The 19,457-nt window shown below is 67.3% G+C and carries 17 protein-coding genes; 12 read left to right on the forward strand and 5 right to left on the reverse strand.

All coding sequences use genetic code 11. The annotated features are described in order from the left end of the window. Positions 1 to 2: 2 nt before the first annotated feature. Complete coding sequence (speB, locus tag ACN5W5_RS16440) at positions 3 to 947, reverse strand: agmatinase (RefSeq protein ID WP_420049565.1); 945 nt, start codon at positions 945 to 947, stop codon at positions 3 to 5. 222 nt (positions 948 to 1,169) lie between these two features. Between speB and gstA the strand changes: the two genes are divergently transcribed. After that, positions 1,170 to 1,778 carry a glutathione transferase GstA gene (gstA, locus tag ACN5W5_RS16445; protein WP_420049566.1) on the forward strand — a complete coding sequence of 203 codons (609 nt, stop codon included), beginning with the start codon at positions 1,170 to 1,172 and terminating at the stop codon, positions 1,776 to 1,778. A gap of 261 nt (positions 1,779 to 2,039) precedes the next feature. On the opposite strand, the gene ACN5W5_RS16450 is transcribed toward gstA, so the two are convergent. The 3 genes from ACN5W5_RS16450 to ACN5W5_RS16460 form a co-directional block, all read right to left on the reverse strand. Beyond that, positions 2,040 to 3,284: a YbfB/YjiJ family MFS transporter gene (locus ACN5W5_RS16450; RefSeq protein ID WP_420049567.1), complete on the reverse strand. Its 1,245-nt coding sequence runs from the start codon at positions 3,282 to 3,284 to the stop codon at positions 2,040 to 2,042. Positions 3,285 to 3,439: 155 nt separating this feature from the next. After that, a complete protein-coding gene (locus tag ACN5W5_RS16455) occupies positions 3,440 to 4,036 on the reverse strand; it encodes a hemerythrin domain-containing protein (protein ID WP_420049568.1) in 597 nt (198 codons plus the stop codon). A gap of 168 nt (positions 4,037 to 4,204) precedes the next feature. After that, positions 4,205 to 6,580, reverse strand: coding sequence for a heavy metal translocating P-type ATPase (locus ACN5W5_RS16460; protein WP_420049569.1), 2,376 nt, complete (start codon positions 6,578 to 6,580; stop codon positions 4,205 to 4,207). A gap of 218 nt (positions 6,581 to 6,798) precedes the next feature. On the opposite strand from ACN5W5_RS16460, the gene ACN5W5_RS16465 reads away from it, so the two are divergent. The 6 genes from ACN5W5_RS16465 (at position 6,799) to ACN5W5_RS16490 (ending at position 13,563) form a co-directional block, all read left to right on the forward strand. Then, positions 6,799 to 6,999: a heavy-metal-associated domain-containing protein gene (locus ACN5W5_RS16465; RefSeq protein WP_420049570.1), complete on the forward strand. Its 201-nt coding sequence runs from the start codon at positions 6,799 to 6,801 to the stop codon at positions 6,997 to 6,999. After that, complete coding sequence (gene cueR, locus ACN5W5_RS16470; RefSeq protein WP_420049571.1) at positions 6,996 to 7,460, forward strand: Cu(I)-responsive transcriptional regulator; 465 nt, start codon at positions 6,996 to 6,998, stop codon at positions 7,458 to 7,460. Before ACN5W5_RS16465 ends, cueR begins: the two co-directional genes overlap by 4 nt. A 241-nt stretch (positions 7,461 to 7,701) precedes the next feature. Continuing rightward, a complete protein-coding gene (locus ACN5W5_RS16475) occupies positions 7,702 to 8,352 on the forward strand; it encodes a Spy/CpxP family protein refolding chaperone (protein ID WP_420049572.1) in 651 nt (216 codons plus the stop codon). 102 nt (positions 8,353 to 8,454) lie between these two features. Next, positions 8,455 to 9,669, forward strand: coding sequence for a 5-demethoxyubiquinol-8 5-hydroxylase UbiM (gene ubiM / locus ACN5W5_RS16480; RefSeq protein ID WP_420049573.1), 1,215 nt, complete (start codon positions 8,455 to 8,457; stop codon positions 9,667 to 9,669). A gap of 248 nt (positions 9,670 to 9,917) precedes the next feature. Further along, positions 9,918 to 10,844 (forward strand): histone deacetylase family protein, encoded by a 927-nt coding sequence (locus ACN5W5_RS16485; protein WP_420049574.1) that lies wholly within the window; start codon positions 9,918 to 9,920, stop codon positions 10,842 to 10,844. Between the two features lie 40 nt (positions 10,845 to 10,884). Next, complete coding sequence (locus tag ACN5W5_RS16490) at positions 10,885 to 13,563, forward strand: GNAT family N-acetyltransferase (protein WP_420049575.1); 2,679 nt, start codon at positions 10,885 to 10,887, stop codon at positions 13,561 to 13,563. A 711-nt stretch (positions 13,564 to 14,274) separates the two neighbouring features. On the opposite strand, the gene ACN5W5_RS16495 is transcribed toward ACN5W5_RS16490, so the two are convergent. Next, the gene (locus ACN5W5_RS16495) at positions 14,275 to 15,231 is read right to left on the reverse strand and encodes a prenyltransferase (RefSeq protein ID WP_420049576.1); all 957 of its coding nucleotides are present in this window, start codon (positions 15,229 to 15,231) and stop codon (positions 14,275 to 14,277) included. 250 nt (positions 15,232 to 15,481) lie between these two features. On the opposite strand from ACN5W5_RS16495, the gene minC reads away from it, so the two are divergent. From minC to ACN5W5_RS16520, 5 genes are all read left to right on the forward strand, one after another. Continuing rightward, positions 15,482 to 16,276 carry a septum site-determining protein MinC gene (gene minC / locus ACN5W5_RS16500; RefSeq protein WP_420049577.1) on the forward strand — a complete coding sequence of 265 codons (795 nt, stop codon included), beginning with the start codon at positions 15,482 to 15,484 and terminating at the stop codon, positions 16,274 to 16,276. A 51-nt stretch (positions 16,277 to 16,327) separates the two neighbouring features. Beyond that, the gene (gene minD, locus ACN5W5_RS16505; RefSeq protein WP_177136620.1) at positions 16,328 to 17,143 is read left to right on the forward strand and encodes a septum site-determining protein MinD; all 816 of its coding nucleotides are present in this window, start codon (positions 16,328 to 16,330) and stop codon (positions 17,141 to 17,143) included. A gap of 2 nt (positions 17,144 to 17,145) precedes the next feature. After that, on the forward strand, positions 17,146 to 17,406 hold the full coding sequence (gene minE, locus ACN5W5_RS16510; protein WP_177136621.1) for a cell division topological specificity factor MinE: 261 nt from the start codon (positions 17,146 to 17,148) through the stop codon (positions 17,404 to 17,406). Between the two features lie 78 nt (positions 17,407 to 17,484). Next, positions 17,485 to 19,185, forward strand: coding sequence for an ABC1 kinase family protein (locus tag ACN5W5_RS16515; protein WP_420049578.1), 1,701 nt, complete (start codon positions 17,485 to 17,487; stop codon positions 19,183 to 19,185). Between the two features lie 55 nt (positions 19,186 to 19,240). Next, entirely contained in the window at positions 19,241 to 19,393 is a 153-nt protein-coding gene (locus ACN5W5_RS16520) for a hypothetical protein (protein ID WP_420049579.1), read from the forward strand. Positions 19,394 to 19,457 lie beyond the last annotated feature (64 nt).

Genomic DNA, 19,457 nt, shown 5'->3' on the forward strand with positions numbered 1-19,457 from the left:
GGTCAGCCCCCTTTCGGCGTTCGGGCCGCTTTGGCCACCTGGCCACACAGATAGGTCCAGACAAAGTTCGCCGCGGCGTTGCTGGTGAGCTCGGCGTGGTCGTAGGCCGGAGCCACCTCCACGCAGTCCATGCCGATCCAGTTCAGCCCGGCCAGCTCCTCGATGAAGGTCAGCACCTGCGAACTGGTCAGCCCGCCGGGCTCGGGCGTGCCGGTGCCGGGCGCGAACGCCGGGTCCAGCACGTCGATGTCCAGCGTCAGGTAACAGGGCCGCTGGCCGATGCGCGCGCGGATCGCGTCGATCGCGGGCCGCAACCCCGCACCGTCGAGCCCGCGCAGCGCGCGCGCCGTGAAGATCTGCCCGCCCTGGTCGGCCACGTACTCACGCGCGGCGCGCTCGCCGCTGGAGCGGATGCCGATCTGCACCGTGTGCGCCGGGCTGATCAGCCCCTCCTGCAGCGCTTCGTAGGTCCAGGTGCCATGGCCCGAGGGTTCGCCGAAGTGGTCGCTCCAGGTGTCGCAGTGCGCGTCGAAATGCACACAGGCCAGCGGCTCGCCGCCGCCGTATTGAGCCTTCGCCGCGCGCAGCAGCGGGAGCGTGACCGAGTGGTCGCCGCCGAGGAACACACCGTGGTGTTTCGCCATCAGCGCCGCCGCCTGCGCCTCGATGGCGGCGCGCACCTCGGGCAGCGGCGAGGCGTTGGGCAGGCGCATGTCGAGCGCATCGCCCAGCCGGCCCAGCGGCGACACGTCGAACACGGGGTGGGTGCCGTCGCACAGCATCAGGCTCGCCGCGCGGATCGCCTGCGGGCCGAAACGCGCCCCCGGCCGGTTCGTCACCACGCCGTCGAACGGCACACCGGCCACGGCAAACGGCTGTGCGCCCAGTTCCGGCGCGGCCAGAAAGCGGTTGGTGTTGTTGGCGTAGGCAAACTGTCCCGTGGCCATGGTGGTCCTTGGTGTGGCAATGCTCGGAATTGGAACCTCAAGATACCAACGATTCACAAGCTTCATGAGTCCATTTGAAGCACCAACCCACCGTCCACCGGGCCACACAGCACCAAAGCCCTCGCGCCCAGCAGAAAACCGGCCCGTCCGCTAGCATCCCGCCACCCGGTGCCCAAGCCCGGACCCACCCTCTCCCCCGGCAACCCCCGAGGCAACCACCCCATGAAGCTCTACTACTCTCCCGGCGCCTGCTCGCTGTCACCCCACATCGCCCTGCACGAAGCCGGTCTCGCGTTCGAAGCCGTCGCCGCACCCACCAAGACGCACAAGCTGCCCGATGGCAGCGACTACTACCTCGTCAACCCGCTGGGCTACGTGCCCTTCCTCGCGCTCGACAGCGGCGAAACCCTGCGCGAAGGCCCGGCCATCGTGCAGTACATCGCCGACCAGGCACCCGAGAAGAACCTTGCCCCCGCCAACGGCACCCTGGCCCGCTACCAGCTGCAGTCGTGGCTCAACTTCATCGGAACCGAACTGCACAAGGGCGGCTTCAGCCCCCTGTTCAACCCCGCCCAGCCCGCCGAGGCCAAGCAGATTTTCAAAAACCGCCTGCTGCAGCGCCTGATCTGGGTGGACGGCCAACTCGCCGGCCGGCAGTACCTGATGGGCGACCAGTTCACCGTGGCCGACGGCTACCTCTTCACCGTCACCAACTGGATCAAGCCACTGGGCCTGGACGTGAGCGGCCTGGCCAACCTCGCCGCCTACCGCGAGCGTGTGGCGGCCCGTCCGGCGGTGCAGGCCGCGATGAAGGCCGAGGGTTTGATCTGACGCCTGCAGCGTTCCGAATCACGACAAGGGGCTCATCGGGGCCCTTTTTCATGGGCGTTGCACCGATCGCAAACGGCGCCATCGTCTGGGCGCGCACCCAGGCACCCGCCACAGCGATGGCCGCTGAACAGCGCGAACCGCCGCGCTGGTTTCCGGGGATCAGGGTCTGTGGGCGCAGGCAAGCGCCATGGAGCGCGAACTGGGCTGTCCGATCTGGACCGTGCAGCAGCTGCCCCAGCGCATCCACGGCTGAGCATCACCTCACAGCGCCCGCTGCCGCAGCGCCAGCGCCGCCCCCACCCACAGCGCCAGCGCTGAAAACACCAGCCCGCGCGCCAGCCCGCCCGGGCCGTCGGCGATGAGGCCCACCACGGTGGGGCCGACGATCTGGCCGGCGGCGAAGATGACGGTGAAAGCGCTGATCCCTGCGGCCCACTGCGCGGGTGGCAGGTTGTGCCGCACCAGCGCCGTCGTGGACGCGACCACCGAGAGGAACACGCCACCGAACAGCAGGCCCGAAACGATCACGAGCGGCCAGGCGGTGGTGAGCGCGGGCAGGATGGCGGCCACGCCGAGCAGGGCGTTGAGCCGCGCCAGCGCCTGGCCGCTCCTGTGGCGATCGAGCAGGCCGGCCCAGATGCGCGACGAGGCCACCACCGCCACCCCGAGCAGCGCGTAAAACAGGGTGATCGCGCCGGGGCTGCTGCCTTGCTCGCGCAGCAGCGCGATCACGAAGGTCATGTAGCCGATGTAGCCCACGCCAAAACCGGCATAGCCCGCCAGCGCAAAGGCGAAGTCGCGCATGCGGAACACGCGGCTGGCGAGCGGTCCGGCGGCCTGACCGGGAGACGCGGCCGCAGCCGGGCGGGCAGCTTCGCTGGCCGCGAGCACGCGCGCGGGCCAGGCCAGCAGCGCGGTGGCCAGCGCACACAACACCGACAGGCCCCACCACGCCCAGGCCCAGCCGTGGGGCAGACCGGCCGCCCGTTCCAGCAGCCAGGGCACGCCGAACGCGGAGACCACGATGCCCAGTCCGGTGCCGCCGTAATACAGCCCGAGCAGAAAACCACTTCGATGCGGTTGGCGCGCGCCCAGCCGGGCAGCCAGCAGGCCACCGGTGCTGAACACCAGCGCACTCGCCACACCCGCCAGACAGCGCTGCAGCAGCAGCGCCGTGGCGTCGGTGAAAAAGCCGCTGGCGGCCATGAACAGCGTGGCCAGCACCGAGCCCGCCAGCAGCACGCGCATGGGCGACAGGCGTTTGAGCAGCCACGACATGGCCAGCGCACCGATGAGGTAGCCAACAGCGTTGGCGGTGTTCATGGCGCCGGCCAGGGTGTAGCTCCAGCCCAGGTCGTCGCGCATGGGCGGCAACAGCAGGCCGTAGGCAAAGCGCGTGATGCCCAACGACACCGCCGCGCCCAGCGAGAGCGCCAGGGCCAGGCGCAGGTAGGGCGTGCGGTCGGACGCGTCGGGCGCCGGGGAAGCGGGCAAGGGGATGGACATCGCCGGCCATTGTGGGCCAGAGCGCGCCCGCGCGGACGGGCGATGCCTGTCCGGGTGGGCATCGGGCTCGCTGGCCGCAGCCCGGTGTTCCGCGCCACGCTGCCCTGGCCGCAGCGTCCGGGGCAGGTTGAGGTGGCTGATATCGAGCGCGGCGATCAGCCCTGACCCAGACCGACCGGTGCGGGCGCGCGCATGACGATGCGGGTGAACAGGCGGTCGAACTGCGGGTCGCGCGGTACGCGGCTGTTCAGGGGGTCCTGGTTGGTGGCGAACGCGGCGTTGAGCGCGTGCCAGTCGGCGTCGGTCAGGCTCTTTTCGGCCTCCGGCAGGATCACCGACTCTTCGAGCCGCATGTGCTCGAGGTAGAAATCCACATAGCGGGTCACCTCGTCTTCGAACGCCTGGCGCCGGGTGTCGCCCAGCAGCTCCCAGGCCATCAGCAGGTGCATGAGTTCGCGCACCCGAAGCTCGCCCTGCATGTGGTCGCGCTCCAGCTGGTCGATGGCGGCCATGGTGTGCGGTGCCACGCGCGCCACGCGGGGGAACAGCAGGTCCGACTCCTTGGGATGGTGGTGCTTCTCGGGAAATTCGTCGATGTAGAACAGCATCGCCCGCAACACGTCAAAAAACAGCTCGGACTGGCCCGTCCCATCGGGATCGGGACCGCGCCGGACCATCTGCATGAGCGATTGCAGCATCGCCGCCAGGGAGGCGTGTTCGTCGCGGATGACCCGCAGGGCTTCGTGGTTCATGGTGCTGGTCTCCTCTGGGGTCATAAAACCGACCCATCGGTCGGTTAACTCGACCCAAGACTATCACCGAACACGGCGCGCACCAGCTTGATGCACATCAACCCTGCCCGCCAAGTTGCGACGTCCCCGAAGCACGGACAACGGGTGAGCGGCCGGGCACACGGGGTTTCAGCGCTGCACCGGTGGCTTCCAGCGCTTGAGCAAGAGTGCGTTGCTGACGACGCTCACCGAGCTCAGGGCCATCGCCGCGCCGGCCAGCACCGGGCTCAGGTAGCCCAGCGCGGCGAGCGGGATGCCGGCGGCGTTGTAGGCGAAGGCCCAGAACAGGTTCTGCCGGATCTTGCTCACGGTGCGGCGAGAGATGTCGAGCGCAGCGGCCACCAGCATCGGGTCACCGCGCATGAGCGTGATCCCCGCGGCGTGCATCGCCACGTCGGAACTGCCGCCCTGGCTGTGGCTCATCGCGAGGCCCACATCGGCGGCGGCCAAGGCCGGCGCATCGTTCACGCCATCGCCCACCATCGCCACGGTGTGGTGGCTTTCTTTTGAACCCGCTGTGACGGCCGCGGGCGCTGTGCCACCCTCCACCGCCGCCAGCGCCACCAGCCCCGCGGGCGGTTCGCGTTCCCCCTGCTTCAGGCGCCGCACCACCGCCGCCTTGTCGCCCGGCAACACCTCGGCAATCACCTCGCCTGCGTCGGCCCGCAGGCCCAGCGTGTGGGCCATGGCCAGCGCGGCGCCGCGGTTGTCGCCCGAGACCATGAAGAGCCGCAGGCCCTGGGCGCGCAGCCCGGCCAGCGCGGCGGCCGCGCCGGGCTTGGCCTCGTCGGCGAAGGCCAGCAGGGCCAGCGGCGCCCATTGATCGGCCTCGCCCTGCGCCGCCAGCACCGACACCGTGGCGCCCTCGTCCTGCAGCGTCTGCACGCGCGCCGCCAGCGGCCCCATGGCCGCACCCAGCTCGTCCATCCAGCGCAGGCTGCCCAACGCCAGCTTCGCGCCCTGCACCGTGCCCAGGCTGCCGCGGCCCGACACCGCCTGCACATCCTGCGCCGCATCGGCGGCCACCGTCAGCCCACGCGTGGCCGCAGCTTCCAGCACGGCGCGCGCCAGCGGGTGCGCGCTTTGCGCCTGCAGCGCGCTCGCCGCCTGCAACACCGCCAGCTCGTCCACACCCGCGGCCGCCTCGATCAGTCGCAGCCGCGGATGGCCAACGGTCAGCGTGCCGGTCTTGTCAAACGCCACGGTGTCCACGCGGTGCGCGATCTCCAGCGCCTGCGCGTCCTTGATCAAAATGCCGTGCTGCGCCGCCACCCCGGTGCCGGCCATGATGGCCGCGGGCGTGGCCAGGCCGAGTGCGCAGGGGCAGGCGATCACCAGCACCGACACCGCGTGCAACAAGGCCTCTTCCACCGGCGCGCCCACGTAGAGCCAGCCACCCAGCGTGATCAGCGCGATCACCAGCACCACCGGCACAAACACCGCCGCCACCTGGTCCACCAGGCGCTGCACCGGCGCCTTGCCCGCCTGCGCGTCCTGCACCAGCGCGATGATGTGCGCCAGCACGCTCTGCGCGCCCACCGCGCGCACGCTCACCTGCACCGCACCCTCGCCGTTGAGCGCGCCACCTGTCACGCCGTCGCCCACCGCCTTGGCCACCGGCATGGCTTCACCGGTGAGCATGGACTCATCGGCCTGCGTGCTGCCCTGCGCCACCGTGCCGTCGGCCGGAAAACGTTCGCCCGGCCGCACGGTGATCAGGTCGCCCGGCAGCAGTTCGTCCACCGGCACGTCGGTCTCTTCGGTGCGTTTGATGCCGTCGGGCAACAGGTGCGCCCACTCTGGCCGCAGCGCGTGCAGCGCGCGGATGGCGCTGGTGGTCTGGCGCTTGGCGCGCGCCTCCAGCCACTTGCCCAGCAGCACCAGCGTGATCACCACCGCCGAGCCTTCGTAATACAGGTGCACCATCTCGCCCGGTTCGGCACGCCACCAGAGCCAGGTGGACAGCATCCAGCCGGCGGTCGTGCCGATGGCCACCAGCAGCTCCATGTTGCCGGTGAGCGCCTTCAGCGCGTGCCAGCCGGCTTTGTAAAAGCGCGCGCCGAGCCAGAACTGCACCGGCGTGGCGAGCAGGAACTGCAACCACGACGGCAGCATCCAGTGTTTGCCGAACAGATCACCCACCATGGGCAGGGCCAGCGGCGCCGAGAGCAGCAGGCCTGCAAGCACGGGCAGGAAGTCGGTCGGGATGCCGTGCCAGCGTTCGCTGCTGTCTTCGTCCATCGCGGCCATGGAGCGCGGCTCGTAGCCAGCGTCGCGCACCGCGCGCTTGATGCGCGCCAGGGTCTCGGCGTCGTCGGGGCCGGCGAGCGTGACGCGCGCCGACTCGGTGGCCAGGTTCACGCTCGCACCGCTGACGCCAGCCTGCTTCTTCAACACCTTCTCCACGCGCGAGACGCAGGAAGCACAGGTCATGCCGCCGATGCCCAGGTCGATCTGGCAGGAGGATGGGGAAAGCTCCGAGGCTTCTAAGGTTGCTGTGTTCATGAGATCTTTAATAGCACACGCCGTGGAACCGCCTCTGGCGGGCCGCTGGCGTGGCCCCCTGAGGGGAAGACGCGCAGAGGCGCAAGGGAAACTCCCTGTTTATAAGCTTTACCCCCATGGGAAGGTCAAGCGACAAGGTGTATCGTTCATCGCCTGGGGACTTGACCTTGACACCGTGTCAAGGCTGAAGATGCAAGCTTTCAATTTGAGGAACCACCATGAGCCAACAGACCTTCACCGTACAGGGCATGACCTGCGGCCACTGCGAAAAAGCCGTCACCACCGCCATCAAGACCCTGGACCCCCAGGCCGAGGTGCGCATTGACCGCAGCCAGAACCTGGTGGAAGTCCAGACCGAACAGCCGCGCGACGCGGTGGCCGCGGCCATCAGCGAAGAAGGCTACGCCGTCGCTGCATGAAACACGCCAGCGGTGCCGCCCGGCCCAGCGATGTGGCCGAGTTCCCGCTGGATGCCGCAGGCGCCTGGCCGGCCAACATCGGCACCGCAGCCAGCCTGAGCGGCATCTCGCCCAAGATGCTGCGGCATTACGAAGCGCTCGGCCTGCTGGGCGCGGTGGCGCGCACCGACAGCAACTACCGGCAATACAGCCTGGCCGACGTGCACACCCTGCGCTTCATCCGCCGCTCGCGCGACATGGGCTTCGGCCTCGACGCCATCACCGAACTCGTGAGCCTGTGGCACAACCGGCGCCGCAGCAGCGCCAGCGTCAAGCGCATCGCGCAGAAACACCGCGACGAACTGGGCCAGCGCATCGAAGCGCTGCAGGCCATGCAGCGCACGCTGGACGAACTGCTGTGCCATTGCCCCGGCAACGACCGGCCCGACTGCCCGATCCTCGACGACCTCGGGAGTCTCTGACCCCCACACTCCACCGCTGCGCGGGTCGCTGTCCCGCAGCGGGTTGATCCACCTTGGGCGGCCAGGTTGTGGATCCTTGATCTGCCGCAAGCCATCCAGGCGTTAGCGGAACAAATCTTTACAAACCGGCATCACTCCAGCACAGAGCAGATACAGCAGCTGCTCACACTGAAGCCATTCCGGAAGCAGGTACCCCGCCTGCCCATTCTGGAAAGCCCTTCTTCAACCTCAGGAGTGATTCATGAAACTGTTCAGCCAACGCACCCTCATCGCCGCCGCCCTCGCCACCGCTTTCGTGGGTGTTTCCGCCACCGCCATCGCCCAGGGCATGGGTGCCCCGTCGCAAGACATGCGTGCGCAACACATGGCCCAACGCGCTCAGACCGGACCGGCCGCCACACCGGGCAGCGCCGAGCTCACCCAGAAGCGGGCCTATCGCATGGAACGCATGCAAAAACGCATGGCCGAGCGCCAGGCCCAGCTCAAGGAAACCCTGAAGATCACGCCGGCGCAGGAAGCCGCGTGGAGCGCCTTTGTGGCCCGCACCACACCGGAGCCATACATGGGTCGCGACGTGAACCGTGAAGACTGGGCCAAGCTGACCACGCCGCAGCGTCTGGACAAGATGCAGGCCTTGAAAGCCGAACGCGACGCCCGGATGGACAAGCGCATCGACGCCACCAAGAGCTTCTACGCCGCGCTCACGCCCGAGCAGCAGAAGGTGTTTGACAGCCAGCGCCACGGCGGTTTCCAGCGCGCCGGCCTGCAGGGTGAACGCGGCATGATGGGCGAACACCACCACGGCGGTCACCACCGCATGGGTGGCATGGGTGGCATGGGTGGCATGGGTGGCGGTGCCGGTTGCGATGCCCCGATGCAGCCGCGCAGCTGAACCCGACCCGAACCCTTTCCCAAGCCCCGCCCGTCGGGGCTTTTTCATGGGCTTGACCTGAGTCAAGCCCCACCGCCCAGCCACCCGATAAGCTGCCCCGCCATGGACTTTGACCTCATCATCATCGGCGCCGGCCCGGCCGGCCTGAGCCTGGCCCGAGCGTTGCGCGGCAGCGGACTGCACATCGGCCTGATCGAACAGCACACCCGCGACGCGCTGCAACAGCCCGTTTTCGATGGCCGAGAAATTGCCCTCACCCAGCACAGCGCCGAGCTGCTGCGCCAGCTCGGGATCTGGCCCCTGCTCGGTGAAGCCCACATCGCGCCGCTGCGCGACGCACTCGTGCTCGACGGCGGCGCCGGCCCCGGCCAGCAGCGCATGCGCATCAGCCACCAGCTGAGCCCCAAATCCGAACTCGGTTTCCTTGTCGCCAACCACCACATCCGCCGCGCCGCCTTCGAGGCGGCCCTGGCACCCGAAGACGCCAGCGGCCAGCCGCCCGAGCTGCGCTGCGGCGAACAGGTCACCCAGATCCACACCGGCGCCAGCGGCGCCCACCTCACGCTTGCCGCCGGTCAGCGCCTGAGCGCCAAACTCGTGGTGGCCGCCGACAGCCGCCATTCCAGCACCCGCCGCGCCATGGGCATTCCGGCCGACATGCACGACTACGGTCGCACCATGCTGGTCTGCAACATGACGCACGAGCAGCCTCACCTGGAGACCGCCTGGGAGTGGTTCGACCACGGCCAGACGCTCGCCCTGCTGCCCATGAACCCCTGTCCGCAGACGGGCCTGCCGCGCTCCTCGGTCGTGCTCACCCTGCCCAGCCAGGAACTCCAGCCCCTGATGGACCTGCCGGAAGACGCGTTCAACGCCGCCATGGCGCAGCGCTTCGGCCACCAGCTCGGCGCCATGCGGCTCAGCAGCACGCGCCACGCCTACCCGCTGGTGGGCGTCTGGGCACGCCGCCTGGTGGCGCAGCGCTTCGCGGTCGTCGGCGACGCCGCCGTGGGCATGCACCCGGTCACGGCCCACGGCTTCAATCTCGGCCTGCGCAGCATTGACAGCCTGTCAAAGGCACTGATCCAGGCGCATCAGAAAGGGCAGGACATCGCCTCGCCCGCCCTGCTGCAGCGCTACCAGCGCGCCCACCAGGGCGCCAGCCGCGGCCTCTACATGGCCACCCACGCCCTTGCCACGCTCTACACCCGAGAAGAAACGCCGGCCCGCCTGCTGCGCCAGGCCATGGTGGGGCTGGGTGAACGCTTCACGCCGTTCAAGCGTGCGGTGGCGGCATCCCTGACGGGCCTGCACTGATCGTCCCCCCGCGCCGCTTCGCGTCACCCCCCTAGGGGCAAACGCGAGTGGCCCGGCAAAGCCGGTTCCACCGCTTTCTGGAAAGCAGACACGCGCTCCGATCCAGGCTCCAGGGGTGGGCTCCGGCAAGGTCTTGTTGCGGTGCGTCAAGATGCTTGTCAGCATTCGGGTCTAGATTGATGCATGTCAATCCGCACGGGCACGCAGAGGCCCGGCCTCTCACCACCCCCCGAGGAGACCACAAGACCATGCTGTCCGCCTACATCACGCACGCCGACTGTGCCCGCCACGACATGGGTGCCCACCACCCCGAATGCCCCGAGCGCCTGGGTGCCATCAACGACCACCTGCTGGTCAAGGGTCTGCTGGATTACATGATCCCGTACGACGCGCCGATGGCCACCGAGGAACAGCTGGGCCGGGCCCACGCCTCGCTCTACGTGCGCGAAATCTTCGAAGCCTCGCCCAAGGAAGGCCTGCACCCGGTGGACCCGGACACCAACATGTGCCCACACACGCTCTCGGCCGCCCTGCGCGCCGCAGGCGCCACGGTGCAGGCGACCGACCTGGTGCTGACGTGCAGAACCACCACCGCTTTCTGCAGCGTGCGCCCGCCAGGCCACCACGCCGAGCGCTCGGCGGCCATGGGTTTCTGTTTCTTCAACAACGTGGCCGTTGGCATGCGCCACGCGCTCGATGTGCACGGCCTGCAGCGCATCGCCCTGATCGACTTCGACGTGCACCACGGCAACGGCAGCGAAGACATCTTCCGCGGTGACGAACGCGTGCTGATGTGCTCCATCTTCGAGAAGGGCCTGTATCCCTTCAACGGTGAGAACGCCGTCGGCCCGAACATGGTCAACGTCGGCCTGCCCAGCCGCTCCGGCAGCGACGCCTTCCGCGCCGCGGTCACCGACCACTGGATTCCCGCGCTCGACGCCTTCGCGCCGCAGCTGATCTACATCTCGGCCGGCTTCGACGCCCACCGGGAAGACGACATGGGCAACCTCGGCCTCGTGGAAGCCGACTACGCCTGGGTCACCCAGCAACTCATGAAACTGGCCGGCAAACACTGCCAGGGGCGCGTGATTTCCTGCCTGGAGGGCGGCTACGTTTTGAGCCCCCTCGCCCGCAGTGTCGCGGCCCATGTGCGCGTGCTGATCGGCGCCGACTGAGAACACGAACCATCCGAATCTTCAGCAACCTGAGTCCCTCATGGACAAACACTACCTCACCCCGCTCTTCCTGCCCGAAACCATCGCCGTCTTTGCCGGCAAAACCGACGATCCCGACAGCCAGATACCGCAAGCGCGGGCGCTGATCAACGCACTGACCGCCCAGCGCTTCAGCGGCAACCTGGTCTTCCTCGACATCCACACCACCGGCACCCTGGCCGATCTGGCCCAGACCCGGGCCGACCTGGCCATCATCGCCCTGCCTCCGGCCGAGGCGATCGCCGCGCTGGAAGTGGCCGGGCGCATCAAGTGCAAGGCGGCGCTGGTGGTCGGCAGCGGCACCACGGCCGACATGGCGGGCGACATGCACCGGGTCGCGCGTCGCCACGGCATGCACCTGCTCGGCCCCAACAGCCTGGGCTTCCAGCGCCCGCGCGCCGGCCTCAACGCCAGCGTGGTGGGCCCGCTGACAGCCGCCGGCCCGCTCGCGCTGGTCTCGCAATCGGGCGCGCTCACGGCGTCCATCCTGGACTGGGCGAGCCAGAACGCCGTGGGCTTCTCCACCGTGGTTTCACTCGGCCCCAACACCTCGGTCGACATCGCCCAGGTGCTCGATTTCCTCGCCTCCGATGCACAAACCCACAGCATCGTCGTCTACATGGAAGGCATCTCCAGCGCGCGCCGTTTCATGAGCGCGCTGCGCGCAGCCGCCAACGCCAAGCCGGTGGTGGTGCTCAAGGCCGGGCGCAAGCAGGCGGGCAACGAAGCCGCGCAGACCCACAGCGGCACCATCGTCGGCAGCGACGACGTGTTTGACGCTGCACTGCGCCGCGCCGGGGCGGTGCGCGTGCGCTCCTTCGTTGAACTGTTCTCGGCCGCCAAATGCCTGGCTTCGCGCTACCGCCCGGTCGGCAAGCGCCTGGCCATCGTCACCAACGGGGGCGGCCCCGGCGTGCTGGCCGCCGACTGGGTGAGCGAGATTTCGCTGGAACTGGGCAAGCTCGCGCCCGACACCATCGCCAGCCTCAAACCCCTGCTGCCCGCCCTGGCTTCGCTCAACGACCTGATCGACCTCTCCGAGGAGGCCTCGGCCGAACACTACCGCGCCGCGATCGACGCCGCCGGCCGCGACAACACGGTGGATGGCATCCTGGTGGTGCATTCACCCAAGTCGGGTATCGATGCGGCCGACGTGGCGCGCGCCATGGCCGATCTCCAACCCCGGCTGGGCAAACCCCTGCTCTGCTGCTGGATGGGCGATGCCTCGGTGGGCGAAGCGCGCACCGTGCTCGCCACCGCCAACATCCCCAGCTTCCGCACGCCCGAAGCCGCCGTGGGCGCCTTCGGCAACATCGCCAGCTTCTACCAGAACCAGCAACTGCTGCAGCAGACGCCACCGCCCCTGTCCACCCTGGCCCAGCCCGACATCGAGGGCGCGCGCCTGCTGATCGAAAACGTGCTCACCGAGCGTCGCAAGATCCTGACCGAGATGGAATCCAAGGCCTTGCTCTCGGCCTTCCACATCCCGGTCACCCAGACCATCCTGGCGCGCAGCGCCAACGAAGCCATGATGATCGCCACCCAACTCGGTTACCCGGTGGCGCTGAAGATCGACTCGCCCGACATCAGCCACAAGAGCGACGTCAACGGCGTGGCGCTCAACGTGCTCAACGCGGTTGGCGTGCGCGACATCTACAACACCATGATCCAGGCCGTCACCAAGGCCCAGCCCGGCGCACGCATCAACGGCGTCACGATCCAGAAAATGGCCCGCAACAAACGCGGCCGCGAGATCTGCATCGGCCTGGTGACCGACGACCCCTTCGGCCCGGTGATCGCCTTCGGCGCCGGCGGCACCATGATCGAACTGATCGACGACCGCGCCATGGAGCTGCCGCCGCTCAACCAGTTCCTGGCCCGCCGCCTGATCGACCGCTCCCGCGTGGCCGAGACCCTGGGTGAATGGCGCGGTGCCAGCGCGGTCGACATGGACGCGCTGGAACACGTGCTGCTGCGCGTTTCGGAAATGGTCTGTGAGCTGCCCCAGCTGCGCGAGATGGACATCAACCCCATCATCGTGGACGAATCGGGCGCGGTGGCGGTGGACGCCCGCATCGTGATCGACAGCGCGCCCGCCACGGCACGCAACTACGCCCACCTGGCCATCCTGCCTTACCCGGCGCGCTACGAGCAGATCTGGCCGCTGCGCGGCGGCGGTGAATACACCATCCGCCCGATCCACCCCGACGATGCCCAGATGCTGCAGGACCTGGTGCAGAACCTGTCGCCCGAGAGCCGCTATTTCCGTTTCGTGTCATCGCTCAAGGAGCTGCCGCCGTCGATGCTGTCGCGGCTGACCCTGATCGACTACGACCGCGAGATGGCGCTGGTGGCCATCCACCGCACCCGCAAGACCGACGCCGATGGCGAAATCGTGGAAACCGAGCGCATCGTGGGCGTCTCGCGCTACATCACCAACCCCGACAAGGCCAGTTGCGAGTTTTCGCTGGTGGTGGCTGACGACTTCAACGGCAAGGGCCTGGGCTCGCGTCTCATGCTCAGCATCATGGAAGAAGCGCGTGACAAGGGCCTGGCCGAGATCGAGGGCCTGGTGCTGGCCAACAACCCGGGCATGTTGCGCCTCATGAAGGGCCTCGGTTACAGCATCAAGCCGTTTCCCGAAGACCCGGACTTCAAACTCGTCACACACACGCTCTGAAAAGCTGCGCGCCACCGGCGCAGCGTTTTTCTGACACCACCGCCCGGTCCTCCGGGCGGTTTTTTTTGGCTTTCTTATTCTTCTATATCTTTATTTCAAATTAGTAGGAGTAGTAGAGCAGCCACATTTTTGTGGACAAGCGTTTTTTCTCCAATGCCATCAAGGACTTGATGACCGTACAAGCCTGTGAGGGCGTCCCTGTTGCGATCGGACAGAAAAGGGGATAACCCGGCAACTGATCACAACTCTGTGGATAACCTTGAACTTATTAAAAAGTTACACACAGGCTTGTGAGAAACAGCTGCCAACAGCCGATCTGCGGCTGCAGTTCCGGCGGGTTTCGGTGATGGAAAACCCTCTGGACCCAAAACAACCGGAACCGGTTTCCAACACCGACCGGGTCACTTTTTTGGACTTGTCCGTTCGGTGCGCCGGACGGCGCTTCCCCGGCTGTTCTTATTCTTCTATAGCTTTATTTCAAATTAGTAGGAATAGTAGAGCAGCCAAATTTTTGTGGACAAGCGGCTTTTTTGCTGGCCAATCAAGGACTTGGCGCCAGTACAAGCGTGTGAAGACGGGCCTGTTGCTGCCGAAGCCAAACGGGGATAAGTTCACGCTTTTCCACCGTGCTGTGGATAACACGGTGCTTATTAGAAAGTTACACACAGGGTTGTGCAAAAACCCCCTGCGCAATCGCCAAAAAGCGGGGTTTCAGTGCAGGCGCGCCATCTGCGCAAAGCCCCAGGCCATGCCCAGACCGTGCAGCAGCGTGGCCACCACAGTGAGGGCCAGGGCCGGCTTCAGCTGCTGCGGCCGGTGCAGATGGGTCAGCAGCCAGGTCAGTGCCGCCAGCGAGAACGGCAGTGAGACCAGTCCCCAGAGCGCGGGCTCCGGCGGAATCAACAGCCACACGCTGGCCGCCAGCCACGCATGGGCGCCAAGCACCAGCACCCCGTACAGCGCGCCCGCCGCCACCGGGCCCAGCCGCACCACCAGGGTGCGTTTGCCCACCCGGGCATCGGCTGCGGCGTCCGGAAAACCATTGATCAGCAGCAAGGCACCCACCATCAGCGCAAAACCCGCCGCTGCGCTCGCCGGGATCACGAAGAACTGCCGCCGTTGCACATAGTCCGCGCCCACCACCACCAGAAACCAGACCAGCGCCACCGTCAGTTCGCCCAGACCGCGCGACATCAGCTTGAGCGGCGGCGCGGAATACGCCCAGGCCAGCAGCAGTCCGGCCATGCCCAGCAGCAACACCCCGCCGCCGACCTTCACCGCCAGCAACAGACCCGCGGGCACCAGAAACACCAGCAACGCCTTGGCCAGCTCGGCGGTCTGCTGTTCGCTCACCGCGCCGGTCTGGATCAGCCTCGAACCGCCGGTGAAGGGAGATATGCCGTCCGTGTTGGCCGCATCGGCGCCGTTGCGGGCGTCGTGCAGGTCGTTCAACACATTGCCCGCCGCGTGCGCCAGCACCGCCAGCGCCATGGCGCCCAGCGCCAGCGGCAGATCCAGACCACAGCCGCAGGCCGCTGCCGTGGCGGTGCCCAGAACGCAGGCCACCACGGTCAGCAGCAGGAAGGCAGGCCGCGTCATGCGCCACACCAGCGACACACGGGCCCAGGCTGAAACCGGCGTACCGGAAGGCGACTTCTCAGGGGACATGGGGGTGTTTTCCATACGGGTTTCAGTATGCCGGGACACCTCGGTTTGTGCGTTGCCATCGAGCAAACCGACGAACGGCTGGGCACCGGGTTTACAGCCCCTCACACCGGCACACACCTGGGCACAAACGCACACCCCCCGGCTGGTAAGATGCGCGGCGCGCAGTGGGCCCGGGTCTTGCTGTGCGGCTTCACCCTCTGCACATCCGCTGGGACCTCGTTTTTCTCTCCAGCCACCGAGCCTGCCCTTCATGTCCGTTGCCCTCGCTGCCAACGCGCCCGCCACCTTCGAGATCAAGAGCGCCAACCTGCCCCTGGTCGCCTTGCTGCTCAAATCCGCCGACCTCGCCCGTCTGAGCGAAGAACTGGCCCAGCGATTCGGCGACATGCCCGATTTTTTTGACCAGGACCCGCTGGTCATCGACCTCTCTCCCCTGCAGGGCACCGAGGCCACCGGTCTCGAAACCGCGCTCGACTTCGCCGCACTCGCCGACCTCCTGCGCCAGTACCGCCTGCAGCCCATCGCCGTGCGCGGCGGCAGCGATGCCCAGACCGCCGCCGCCCTGGCCGCGGGTCTCATTTCGGCGCCCGACGCCCTGGTCCAGCGCAGCCCCGCGCCCCAGCCCGCCCCGAGTCGGGCGCCGGTCCAGCCCGAAACGCCCGCTCCGGTCGCCGCTGTGCCACCCCCGGTGGCACCGGGTGCGATGGTGATCGACAAACCGCTGCGCTCCGGTCAGCAGGTCTACGCCCGCGGGCGCGATCTGGTCGTCATGGCCATGGTCAACCCCGGCGCCGAAGTCATCGCCGACGGCCACATCCACGTCTACGCACCGCTGCGCGGCAAAGCCATCGCCGGTGCCCGTGGCAACGCCGACGCGCGCATCTTCGCGCTGTCCATGGACCCCGAACTCATCTCCATCGCCGGCATCTACCGCACCAGCGAGACCGATCTGCCCCCCGAAGTGCGGGGCAAGGCCGCCCAGGTGCGTCTCATGCCCGGTCCCGACGGCGAAGACAAACTGATCATCGATCCCCTGTCTGCCTGACGGCTGCCAGCAGCCTTTCAGCCACTTCCCCACCTTCACAGGAACCTCCACATGACCCAAATCGTTGTCATCACTTCCGGCAAGGGCGGCGTGGGCAAGACCACCACCAGCGCCAGCTTCGCCTCCGGCCTCGCCCTGCGCGGCCACAAGACCGCTGTCATCGACTTCGACGTCGGCCTGCGCAACCTTGACCTGATCATGGGCTGCGAACGCCGCGTGGTCTACGACCTGATCAACGTCATCCACGGTGAAGCCAACCTGAACCAGGCGCTGATCAAGGACAAGCAGTGCGACAACCTGTTCGTGCTCGCCGCCAGCCAGACGCGCGACAAGGACGCGCTCACGCAGGACGGCGTTGAAAAGGTGCTGAACGACCTGTCCGCCATGGGCTTTGAATACATCGTCTGCGATTCGCCCGCCGGCATCGAGACCGGCGCGCTCATGGCCATGCACTTCGCCGACGAAGCGCTGATCGTGACCAACCCCGAAGTCTCCAGCGTGCGCGACTCCGACCGCATCCTCGGCATGCTCGGCAGCAAGACCAAACGCGCCATCGAGGGCAAGGATCCGATCAAGGAACACCTGCTGATCACGCGCTACAACCCGACGCGTGTGGCCGATGGCCAGATGCTCAGCCTGGAAGACATTCAGGACATCCTGCGCATCAAGCTGATCGGCGTCATCCCCGAGAGCGAAAACGTGTTGACCGCGTCCAACCAGGGCATGCCGGCGATCCACTTGAAGGGCACCGACGTGGCCGAGGCCTACAGCGACGTGATCGACCGTTTTCTCGGTGCCGAGAAACCGCTTCGTTTCGTCGAAGCCGAAAAGGCGGGCTTCTTCAAGCGCGTGTTCGGAAGGAAGTGAGCATGTCCTTCCTTTCCTTCTTTCTGGGCGAAAAAAAGAAGACTGCCAGCGTCGCCAAGGAGCGGCTGCAGATCATCCTCGCGCACGAGCGCAGCGGTCGCAATGCCGCCGAGCCCGATTACCTGCCCGCGCTGCAGCGCGAGCTGGTGGCCGTGATCGGCAAGTACATCAAGATCAATCCGGACGACATCAAGGTCATGCTGGAGCGCCAGGACAACCTGGAAGTGCTCGAAGTCAAGATCGAGTTGCCGGACCGCAAGTAAGTCGGGTCCTGCACTCCACCGAGCCGGAGAGCGATCCGCGGCGCGCGCTGCGCGGCGGCGGGTCTTTATGATGCTCGGATGCTGATCGAAACCCTGGGCGCTGCCCGAGACATGGGCCGCCTGAACACCATTCTGGGCGTGCTCATCCGCCATGGCTTCGGCGACAGCGTGCGCCGCCTCGGCCTGGCCGACCGGCTGGAGCGCACAGGCCACGTCCTCAAGTGGGAACACGCCGCCGATCTGGCGCGGCTCGAACCCCCGGTCCAGCTGCGCCTCACGCTCGAAGAACTCGGCCCCACCTTCGTCAAGCTCGGCCAGATCCTGGCCGGTCGCGCCGACCTGTTCGGCCCCGAATTCATCGCGGAGTTCGAGAAACTGCACAGCCAGGTGCCTGCGGTACCGCTGGAGGTCCTGCTGCCGCAGTTGCGCGAAGACCTCGGTGGCGAGCCTGGAACCATCTTTGCCCGTTTCGACGTGGAGCCGCTGGCCGCCGCGTCCATCGCCCAGGTGCACCGCGCCCAGCTGCACGACGGCACCGAAGTGGTTGTCAAGATCCGCCGCCCCGGCATCACCGAAACCATCGACGCCGACCTGCGCCTGCTGGCCCGGCTGGCTGCCATCGCCGAAGCCGAAATCCCGGCGCTGAAACCCTACCGCCCGCAACAGCTGGTGCGCGAGCTGGCGCGCTCGCTCAAACGCGAACTCGACCTGGCCAGCGAATGCCGCAACGCCGAACGCATCGCCGCCAACCTGGTCAGCCTGTCCTGGATCGTGGTGCCCAGGGTGCATTGGGTGCACACCAAAGAGCGCGTCAACGTACAAGACTTCGTGGGTGGCATTGCCGGTAATCAACTTGACCTGCTGGATGCCCAGGGGTTGGACCGCAGCCTGCTGGCGAAACGCGGGGCACAGGCCGTGCTCAAACAGATCGTCGAAGATGGCCTTTTCCACGCCGACCCGCACCCCGGCAACGTTTTCTATCTCGAAGGCAACCGCATCGCCTTCATCGACTTCGGCATGGTCGGCCGCCTGTCGGTGCGCCGACGCGAAGAACTCCTGAACCTGTTGCTGGGCCTGGTGGAGCGCAACCCGCAGACCGTGGCCGATGTGCTGCTCGACTGGACCGGCGACGAGCACGGCGTCAACCTCAGCCTGCTCGAAACCGAGATCGAAACCTTCGTCGACCAGTACCACGGCACCCCGCTGGCCCAGCTGAACCTGGGTGAGATGCTCGCCGACGTCACCACCATCCTGCGCGAGCACCACCTTGGTCTGCCGTCCGACATGGCCCTGCTCATCAAGGCCTTCATCACGCTTGAAGGCATGGGGCGCAGCCTGGACCCCGAGTTCCACATGACCACCGAGGCCCTGCCGCTGCTCAAGCAGGTGGTGCGTGCGCGTTACCAGCCCAAGGTCATGGCCAACCGCGCCTGGCAGACCCTGCGCCGCACGCTCGCCGTGGCCGAGCAGTTGCCGCACGACGTTTCGCGCCTGTTGCGCAACGCGCGCCGTGGCAAGGTGCACGTGGGCATCGAGCTGGCGCACCTCAAGCGCGTGGGCGACCAGATCGACCGCGCCGCCAACCGCCTCACCATGGCGCTGGTGATCGCCGCGCTCATCATCGGCTCGTCCATCGTCATGACCGTCAAAGGTGGTCCCACCCTGTTCGGCCTGCCCGCCTTCGGCTTCCTCGGCTTTGCCAGCGCGTTCGTCGGCGGACTGTGGCTGGTGCGCGCGATCTGGCGCAGCAGCAAGGGGCGGGATGTCGGGGAAGAGTGAATGAGCCCCACGCCAAAGCGGTGGGGTGTTCGCCCTGCCTTCACGAGGGAACCACATGGTCAGTGACTGGATGCGCGAAGGTGTTCAAGACGATGCGCCGTTCAAGCCGCCGGAACCCGGACCGTCTCCGGGGGAAAAAGTGACCCGTGACGTGCAGTTCACGGTTGCATTGCTGATGTTGGGTTGCGGCCCAACCGAGCACTGGTGAGTGCTCCAACCGTGCACGTTTTTCCACATCGTGGTACATTAACTGGTTCGCCTTGGGCGACCAG

The organism is Hydrogenophaga sp. ZJX-1, assembly GCF_048590325.1.
GTDB lineage: Bacteria > Pseudomonadota > Gammaproteobacteria > Burkholderiales > Burkholderiaceae_C > Hydrogenophaga.

Coding starts and splice junctions, on each gene's coding strand:
- speB (WP_420049565.1), bottom strand. CDS start 947: ATGGCCACGGGACAGTTTGCCTACGCCAACAACACCAACCGCTTTCTG.
- gstA (WP_420049566.1), top strand. CDS start 1,170: ATGAAGCTCTACTACTCTCCCGGCGCCTGCTCGCTGTCACCCCACATC.
- ACN5W5_RS16450 (WP_420049567.1), bottom strand. CDS start 3,284: ATGTCCATCCCCTTGCCCGCTTCCCCGGCGCCCGACGCGTCCGACCGC.
- ACN5W5_RS16455 (WP_420049568.1), bottom strand. CDS start 4,036: ATGAACCACGAAGCCCTGCGGGTCATCCGCGACGAACACGCCTCCCTG.
- ACN5W5_RS16460 (WP_420049569.1), bottom strand. CDS start 6,580: ATGAACACAGCAACCTTAGAAGCCTCGGAGCTTTCCCCATCCTCCTGC.
- ACN5W5_RS16465 (WP_420049570.1), top strand. CDS start 6,799: ATGAGCCAACAGACCTTCACCGTACAGGGCATGACCTGCGGCCACTGC.
- cueR (WP_420049571.1), top strand. CDS start 6,996: ATGAAACACGCCAGCGGTGCCGCCCGGCCCAGCGATGTGGCCGAGTTC.
- ACN5W5_RS16475 (WP_420049572.1), top strand. CDS start 7,702: ATGAAACTGTTCAGCCAACGCACCCTCATCGCCGCCGCCCTCGCCACC.
- ubiM (WP_420049573.1), top strand. CDS start 8,455: ATGGACTTTGACCTCATCATCATCGGCGCCGGCCCGGCCGGCCTGAGC.
- ACN5W5_RS16485 (WP_420049574.1), top strand. CDS start 9,918: ATGCTGTCCGCCTACATCACGCACGCCGACTGTGCCCGCCACGACATG.
- ACN5W5_RS16490 (WP_420049575.1), top strand. CDS start 10,885: ATGGACAAACACTACCTCACCCCGCTCTTCCTGCCCGAAACCATCGCC.
- ACN5W5_RS16495 (WP_420049576.1), bottom strand. CDS start 15,231: ATGTCCCCTGAGAAGTCGCCTTCCGGTACGCCGGTTTCAGCCTGGGCC.
- minC (WP_420049577.1), top strand. CDS start 15,482: ATGTCCGTTGCCCTCGCTGCCAACGCGCCCGCCACCTTCGAGATCAAG.
- minD (WP_177136620.1), top strand. CDS start 16,328: ATGACCCAAATCGTTGTCATCACTTCCGGCAAGGGCGGCGTGGGCAAG.
- minE (WP_177136621.1), top strand. CDS start 17,146: ATGTCCTTCCTTTCCTTCTTTCTGGGCGAAAAAAAGAAGACTGCCAGC.
- ACN5W5_RS16515 (WP_420049578.1), top strand. CDS start 17,485: ATGCTGATCGAAACCCTGGGCGCTGCCCGAGACATGGGCCGCCTGAAC.
- ACN5W5_RS16520 (WP_420049579.1), top strand. CDS start 19,241: ATGGTCAGTGACTGGATGCGCGAAGGTGTTCAAGACGATGCGCCGTTC.